6 protein-coding genes are annotated in these 7,635 nt (G+C 72.0%); all 6 read right to left on the bottom strand.

The features are described 5' to 3' along the window. Positions 1–882: phosphatase PAP2 family protein (locus B0W88_RS27775; protein WP_077037804.1), on the bottom strand; the 882-nt coding region annotated here is incomplete at its 3' end. After that, positions 879–2,642 carry a bifunctional alpha/beta hydrolase/class I SAM-dependent methyltransferase gene (locus B0W88_RS27780; RefSeq protein WP_077037805.1) on the bottom strand — a complete coding sequence of 588 codons (1,764 nt, stop codon included), beginning with the start codon at positions 2,640–2,642 and terminating at the stop codon, positions 879–881. The genes B0W88_RS27775 and B0W88_RS27780, both read right to left, overlap by 4 nt. Continuing rightward, positions 2,639–3,259, bottom strand: a complete 621-nt coding sequence (locus tag B0W88_RS27785; protein ID WP_077037806.1) for a CDP-alcohol phosphatidyltransferase family protein — start codon at positions 3,257–3,259, stop codon at positions 2,639–2,641. Before B0W88_RS27785 ends, B0W88_RS27780 begins: the two co-directional genes overlap by 4 nt. A gap of 107 nt (positions 3,260–3,366) precedes the next feature. Next, positions 3,367–5,259 (bottom strand): potassium transporter Kup, encoded by a 1,893-nt coding sequence (locus B0W88_RS27790; RefSeq protein WP_077037807.1) that lies wholly within the window; start codon positions 5,257–5,259, stop codon positions 3,367–3,369. 89 nt (positions 5,260–5,348) lie between these two features. Next, a complete protein-coding gene (locus B0W88_RS27795; RefSeq protein WP_077037808.1) occupies positions 5,349–6,029 on the bottom strand; it encodes a response regulator in 681 nt (226 codons plus the stop codon). Beyond that, positions 6,026–7,534: an ATP-binding protein gene (locus B0W88_RS27800; protein WP_077037809.1), complete on the bottom strand. Its 1,509-nt coding sequence runs from the start codon at positions 7,532–7,534 to the stop codon at positions 6,026–6,028. Before B0W88_RS27800 ends, B0W88_RS27795 begins: the two co-directional genes overlap by 4 nt. Positions 7,535–7,635 lie beyond the last annotated feature (101 nt).

Consider the following 7,635-nt stretch of genomic DNA (forward strand, 5'->3'; position numbering starts at 1 on the left):
GGCGTTGATCGCGGCGCCGAGCCGGTAGGGCGCGAGCATCCAGCGCGCCGCCCAGTGCATGCGGCCCTGCCTGTCCATCCGGAAGCCGCGCGCGCCGAAGCCCAGGTAGTTCAGCGCCACCAGCGCCAGCGCCGCCGCCGGCCAGCCGAGCCACAGCCAGACGCCGCCACCGGCCAGCGCCAGCAGCAGGCAGGCGATGCCGCCCAGCGCATACAGGCCGGCCAGCTTTAGCCGCTGCCGATCGGTCGAAAGCCGCCAGGCCTGCCGCATCGACACGACCCGTTCCAGCGGCCACAGCCAGATGCAGGCCATGCCCAGCAGCGCCCCGGTCGGGATGTCGATGAAATGATGCTGCCAGGTGGTCAGCACCGAGGCGCAGATCGCGAAGGTCCACAGGTGCAGCACCGCGCGCGCCACCAGACCGCGCAGGAACTGCCGGTACCAGTCCCACAGGATCAGCGCCAGCGCGATGTGCAGGGACGGCGCCTGGTTGAAGGGCTTGTCGAAGCCGCGCAGCGCGTCGAACAGCAGGGCCGGCGCGCCGCTGACCGGCGGGATGCCGAAGCTGAAGTGCAGCGGCCACAGCACAAAGCAGCTGCAGGCCACCAGCGTGGCCGTCAGCAGCCGCAGCGCGTGGCGGTCCAGCGTGTGCTTGTCGCGGGCGAGGAAGGGCGAGATCGCGTAGAAGACATTGATCGTCCAGTAGGGAAAGATCGTCCACGGCCAGAACGGAATGCCGCGCTCCCACTCGAAGGCCAGCGAGGGCACCTCGGCTTGCCGCCCCGCCCACCAGTTGGCCAGCCCGTAGCAGAGGTAGAACAGCGGCCCCAGCAGCGCCAGCCACGCCGCGGCGCGCTTCCAGGGCCGCGGCCTCGCATTCACCGGCTGATCCGCCGCGCCAGCGACACGGTGAAGATGCCCCAGGGATCGATCCGCTGCGCCAGCTTCTCGAAGCCCGCGGCCTCCACCAGCTGGTCCATCTCCGCCTGCGTGCGCCGGCGCATCACCCAGGCCGCGCCGCCGCGGTGGCTGGTCAGCGCGCGGGCGATCATCTCCAGCTGCGGATGCCAGGGCTGGCCGGTGTAGACGAGATAACCGCCTTCCTCGACGGCATCGGCCAGGCCGGCCAGCGAACGCGCCACCGGCTCGTTGTCGGGGAACAGCTCGTACAGCCCGGAGACGACCGCCAGCGTCGGCCGCGGCGACGTGGCCGCCAGGCTGGCGCGGTCGAAGGCATCGGCCTGGATGAAGCGGGCGCGGTCCTGCAGCCCGCGCGAGGCGATCAGCTTGCCGCCATCGCGCACATTGATCTCGCTGTAGTCGCGCAGCAGGATCGAGTCCGCCGGCACCGCGCTGCCCTGCACGGCATCAAGTACATAACGGCCATGTCCGGCGGCAATGTCCATCAGCCGCAGCTCGCGGCCGGCTTGCGAGAGCCGCTGCATCGCCTCGCGCAGCAGCTCCTCCACATGCAGCTTGCGCTGGCGGATGCCGCGCCAGCCGATCGACTGCAGGTAGGTGCCGTCGACCAGCTTGCCCAGCGGGCCCGCGCCCTGCGGCTCGTTGCGATAGACATAGTCCAGCGTGCTGCCCGAGTCGAAGCCGGTCTCGTGCCCCAGCGCGATCCCGCGCGACAGCAGGCCGCCGATGCGCAGCCCGCCGCGCGTGAGCGCCCAGTAGGCGCCGCGCGGGGACAGCGGCGAGAGCGGCGCCGCCAGCGCGCGCGACTCCTCGGCGGTGGCGCCGCGCAGGTGCGCATCCTTCAGCTCCACCGGCGCCGGCGCCTGCGCGAACAGCTTCACGATGAAGGCACGTATCGCCGCCACCGCCGGCGCGCGGTCGCGCTCGCCCAGCGTGTCGTGGAAGAAGCCGGGCAGCTCCAGCTTCTCCTTGACACGGCTGCCCAGGCGCTCGAAGAACTCATGCTGCGGCTTGTGGTGCACGACCCAGTCCGCGCCGGAGATAAGTAACTGGGTCGGTACAACGATCGCGTTCGCATCCGCCACGATCCGCTCCGCCGCCGCATACAGGTCCAGCAGGATGTTGACGGCGATCGGCCGCGAGATCAGCGGGTCGCTGTCATAACTGGCGATCCGCGCGGGGTCGTGGGTCAGGAACTTCGCCTTCACATAGCTGTTGACGAAGAACAGCCCGCGCAGCTTGTGCATCAGCGCCAGACCCGGCCGCGCGAAGGGCACGTAGAGCTTGACCTTGAAGGCGGGCGAGGCGAGTGTCAGGCCGCGCACCTTGGGCGCGTAGTCGTGCGCCCAGGTGGAGATCAGCACCGCGCCGACGCTCTGCGCGATCACGTGCATGTCCTGCGGCGCCACGCCGTCGGTGGCGGTGATGTGGTCGACGAAGGTCTGCACGTCGCGTACCGAGTCGGCGAAGCTCGGGCTGTGGCCGCGCTGGCCCGGCGAGCGGCCATGGCCGCGGGCATCCCAGGCGTAGAAGTCGAAGTCGGCCAGGTCCAGCTCGTCGACCAGGTGGGCCATGCGCGCGCCGTGCTCGTGGCCGCGGTGGAACAGCAGCACCGCGCCGCGCCGCGTGCCGGAAGTGGCCGGCCAGCGGCGGTAGAACAGCGAGACGCCGTCATGGGTCTGGAACTGCTGCTCCTGCAGCGGGCGTGCGGTGAGCCTCATGCCTTCTTCCTCCCCTCGATCTCCGCCAGCGCGCGGCGGACGCGGTTGACGATGGTCCAGGCCGTCAGCGCCGCGGCCAGCGGCATCAGCAGGGCGGTCCAGGCCGGCAGCGTCTCGGTGCAGGCCACGGCCAGGCCCAGCGCGCCGAACAGGAAGGCGCGGTCGCTCTTGCCGAGCGGCCCGTCGTAGCGGCGCGAGGCGCCGACGCTGGGGCCCAGGGCGCCGGCGAACTCCGACAACCCGGCCAGCACGATCACCGCGCCGACCCAGAAGGGATCGAGCGGCGCCACCCGCGCGAAGGGCAGGAACAGCGCCGCATCGGCAGCCACGTCGGTCAGCTCATTGAGGAAGGCGCCCAGCGGGCTTTGCTGCCCGTGCTCGCGGGCCAGCATGCCGTCGATCGCGTTGAAGGCCATGCGCAGGAACATCCACAGCGGGATCCAGGCGAAGGCCGTGCGCGAGATCGGCGCGAAGAACAGGCCCAGCCCCAGCGCCATCGACACCACGCAGGCCGCGACGGTGACCTCGTTGGCCGTGGCGCCGGATGCGTGCAGCTTTTGCACCAGCGGGCGCAGCAGGGACTGGAAACGAGGCTTCAGTTCGTAGATCGATGGCACGCCGCAAGCACCTCCTCAGTGCCTGCGGATTCTGCATCGGTGGCATGCGCTTCCCGCCGGTCGGCTCGGGTACTTGTGCCATTCCGGCGCATGGGTAAACGGGTTAGTTAGATCTGCACCCGCGTGCCCAGCTCCACCACCGCGTTGTCGGGCAGCCGGAAGAACTCCGCCACCCCGCCGGCGTTGCGGCTCATGGCCGCGAACAGGCGCTCGCGCCAGTTCGCCATGCCGGCGCCGGGCGTGGGCACGACGGTCTCGCGGCTGAGGAAGTAGCTGGTCTCGAAGACCGGGATGCGCAGGCCCTTGGCCTCGCACAGGGCCAGTGCGCGCGGCACGTCCGGCTGGTCCATGAAGCCGTAGTGCACCGCCACGCGCCAGAAGCCCGGCGCCAGCGCGGTCAGCGCGATGCGCTCGGCGTCGGGCACGAAGGGCCGGTCCTCGAAGCGCACGCTCATGATCACGTTGGACTCGTGCAGCACCTGGTTGTGCTTGAGGTTGTGCAGCATCGCCTGAGGCACCGTCTCGAAGCTGGCCACGGCATAGACGGCGGTGCGCGAGGCGCGGTGGGCGCCGCCCAGCGCCAGGCTCTCGATGAAGGGCTCCAGCTCCAGGCCGTCGCGCTGGATGCTGTCGAACAGCAGCTCGCGGCCGCGCGCCCAGGTGCTCATCAGCGCGAACAGCGCCAGGCCCACCGCCAGCGGGAACCAGCCGCCGTCGAGGAACTTGATCGCGCAGCCGGCCACCAGCAGCGCGTCCAGCGCCAGGAAGACGATGGTTGCCGGCACCGCGATGCGCCGCGGCAGCCGCCAGCCGTCGCGAATCACGAACCAGGTCAGCAGCGTGGTGATCATCATCGTCAGCGTCACCGCGATGCCGTAGGCCCCGGCCAGCGCCGAGGACTTCTTGAACAGCAGCACCGCCGCGACCACGCCGGCCAGCAGCGTCCAGTTGACCGCGGGCATGTAGATCTGGCCGGCCTCGCGGGCCGAGGTGTAGCGCACCGTCATGCGCGGCAGGAAGCCGAGCTGGATCGCCTGCTTGGTCATCGAGAAGGCGCCCGAGATGACTGCCTGCGAGGCGATCACCGCGGCCAGCGCTGCCAGCACGATGGCGGGCAGCAGCAGCGGCTCGGGGAACAGGCGGAAGAAGGGGTTCTGGATCGCCGAGGGGTCGCGCATCAGCAGCGCGCCCTGGCCCATGTAGTTCAGCGCCAGCGCCGGGAACACGAGCAGGCCCCAGGCCAGGCGGATCGGCCGGCGGCCGAAGTGGCCCATGTCAGCGTACAGGGCCTCGGCGCCGGTCAGCGCCAGCACGATCGCACCCAGGGCGGCGAACAGCTTCCAGCCCCGCTCGGTGAGGAACTCCCAGGCGTGCAGCGGGTTCAGCGCCGCCAGGATGGCCGGCTGCTGCACGATCTGGTGCACGCCGCTGACCGCCAGCACCAGGAACCAGAAGGCGATCACCGGCCCGAAGACCTTGCCCACGGTGGCGGTGCCGAAGCGCTGGATCAGGAACAGGCCCAGCAGCACCGCCAGCGAGATCGGCAGCACATAGGCGTCCAGGTGCGGGGCCACGACCTCGAGGCCTTCCACCGCGCCCATCACCGAGATGGCCGGCGTGATCACGCTGTCCCCATAGAACAGCGTGGCGCCGAAGACGCCCATCAGCAGCAGCCAGCGGCGCAGCTGCGGCCGCTCGGCGTCGACCGCCTTGGTGGCCAGCGCCGTCAGCGCCAGGCCGCCGCCCTCCCCGCGGTTGTCGGCGCGCAGGATCAGCACGATGTACTTCAGCGTGACCACCAGCATCAGCGCCCACAGGATGGTCGAGATCGCGCCGGTCACGTTGCGGGCATCCAGCGCGATGCCGGTGGCCGGCTGGAAGACTTCGATCACCGTGTACAGCGGGCTGGTGCCGATGTCGCCGTAGACGACGCCGATGGCGCCCAGGGTCAGGGCGGCCAGGCCGTGGCGCTGATGAGATTCGGAGTTAGGGTTGGACATGGGCTGTCGGGACTGCAGTGAGGCCCGCATGCTCCCGCCGCCGGCATCAGGAACGCATAAGTCCCGGCCCGGCCCCCTGCGGTGGCCCCTCAGACCAGCCGGTAGCCCACGCCCGGCTCGGTCAGCAGGCGCTGCGGCTCGGCCGGCTCGGCCTCCAGCTTGGCGCGCAGCTGGCCCATGTACAGGCGCAGGTACTGCGTCTGCTCGGTGCACTCGGGCCCCCAGACGTCGGCCAGCAGCGTGCGGTGCGTCACCACCTGGCCGGCGCTGCGCACCAGCCGCGCGAGCAGCTTGAACTCGGTCGGGGTCAGATGAACCTCGGCGTCATGCAGGCGCACGCGGTGGGCGGTCAGGTCGACCAGCAGGCCGTCCTGTTCGTAGCGGGTGACGGCCGGCTGCAGCGCCCGGCCGCGGTGGCGCAGCGCCACCCGCATCCGCGCCAGCAGCTCGCTGACGCTGAAGGGCTTGACCAGGTAGTCGTCCGCGCCGGCGTCGAGCAGGCGCACCTTCTGGCCGTCCTGTTCGCGGGCGGAGATCACCAGCAGCGGGGTCGACTGCTCGCGGCGCAGCGCCGTCAGCAAGGCCTCCCCCTCGCCGTCGGGCAGGCCCAGATCCAGCAGCACCAGGTCCACCCGCGCATGGGCCAGCAGGGCCAGGCCGTCGGCCAGGCTGGCGGCGGCATGGACCTCGTAGCCCTCGACGCGCAGGCTGTCGGCCAGCGTGGCGCGCAGCTCGCGGTCGTCTTCGACCAGCAGGACGGACAGGCTCATGGTTCCGGGTTCTCGAAGGTTTCGGTCGGGAGCGGCAGCCAGCACTCGAAGGCGGCGCCGCCGTGGCTGCGCGCACGGTAGCGCATCTCGCCGCCGTGGGCCTGGGCGATCGCGCGGCAGGCGGCCAGGCCGACGCCGGCGCCGCGGGTGGCGTCCGGCGCGCCGTCGCGGCCGCGCTGGAAGACGTCGAACACCCGCTCGCGCCAGGCCGGCGCGACGCCGGGGCCGCGATCCCTGACGGCGAGCATCAGCTGACCGTCGGCCTGCACCGCGCGGATTTCCACCGGGCCGCTCCCGCCGTACTTCAAGGCGTTGTCCAGCAGGTTGTCCAGCAGCTGCAGCAGCAGCACCGCGTCGCAGCGCAGCAGCGGCAGGCCGGGGTCAAGTCTTGCGCGCAGCCGCCCGGCCGCATCGGGGTGGCGCTGGCGCGCGCGCCGCAGCGCCGCGCCGGCCAGCTCCTCGGCGGATTCCCAGTCGGTCTTCAGGCGTGCGCCGCCGGGCGCGTCCAGCCGGGCGATCTGCAGCGTGTTGTCGGTCATCCGCGCCAGCGCCTCGCTCTCGTCGACGATGGCGGTGGCGAGCTTGCGGCGCTGCGCCGCGGAGAGCTTCTCGTCCTGCTCGCGCAGCGCCGAGGCGGCGCCCATGATGGTGGCCAGCGGCGTGCGGTAGTCGTGGGAGATGGCGGCCAGCAGCGTGTTGCGCAGGCCCTGCGCCTCGGCCAGTTCGCGGGCGCGCTGGGCGGCCCGCTCGCTGGCGCCGCGCTCCAGCGCCTGGCCCAGCTGGTCGCACAGCAGCTGCGCCTGGCTGCGCTGCCCCGGCTCGCCGGCCGGCAGCAGCGCGGCGCCATGGCTGCGGCCCGCGCGGCCGCGCAGCGGCAGGTACCACTCGGGCAGCTCCTCGTGCCGGCCGGTGCCGGGGCCGAAGGGCAGCGAGCGGCGCAGGCTCAGCCACAGGCCGGTGCGCTGGTCGGCATCAAGCGTGCCGAGGATCAGCGCGGCGGCATCGTCGTCGCGGGCCGGCAGCGTGTCGCGCAGCACGATCAGCCGCGCCTGCGGATGCAGCGCCGCCGCCAGCGCGGCCGCCTGGGTCGGCAGGTCGCCGTCGGCATCGCGCAGGGCCTCGCTGAAGGCCCGCAGCTGCTCGGCCTCGCGGGCATGGCGCTGCGCCAGCTCGGCCTGGCGGCGCAGCCGCGCGGTCAGGCCGGCCGAGCTCCAGCTGACGCCCAGCATCGTGGCCAGCAGCCAGGCGTGCTGGGCCAGGTCGATCTGCAGGAAATGGCCGCGCGGCTCGATGAAGGCCGCATTGAAGGCCAGCACCGCCACCAGGTCCAGCGCCAGCGCGGCGGCCAGGTTCAGCCAGTGGCTGGACAGCGCGGCGGCCAGCACCAGCAGCAGGGCCAGGTTGCCGATATGGGCCAGGTCGGGCTGGCGGTCCAGCCAGGCCATCAGCGCGAAGGCGGCGGCCCAGATGGCCAGCGGCGGGGCGAAGCGCTTGAACAAGGGCATCGATCAGCGCGCCGCCAGGCGGCCGGCGGGCAGCGCCTGCGGGTAGCGGGCCAGGCGGCGCCAGCGCTGCCATGCGAGCAGGGCCGTCAGCAGGGCCAGCC

Origin of the sequence: Pelomonas sp. KK5, assembly GCF_001984095.1 — a bacterium.
In the GTDB taxonomy this organism is placed as follows: domain Bacteria; phylum Pseudomonadota; class Gammaproteobacteria; order Burkholderiales; family Burkholderiaceae_C; genus KK5.

Excerpts from the sequence above, each read along its gene's own strand:
- B0W88_RS27780 (WP_077037805.1), bottom strand. The coding sequence starts at position 2,642 with ATGAGGCTCACCGCACGCCCGCTGCAGGAGCAGCAGTTCCAGACCCAT.
- B0W88_RS27790 (WP_077037807.1), bottom strand. The coding sequence starts at position 5,259 with ATGTCCAACCCTAACTCCGAATCTCATCAGCGCCACGGCCTGGCCGCC.
- B0W88_RS27795 (WP_077037808.1), bottom strand. The coding sequence starts at position 6,029 with ATGAGCCTGTCCGTCCTGCTGGTCGAAGACGACCGCGAGCTGCGCGCC.
- B0W88_RS27800 (WP_077037809.1), bottom strand. The coding sequence starts at position 7,534 with ATGCCCTTGTTCAAGCGCTTCGCCCCGCCGCTGGCCATCTGGGCCGCC.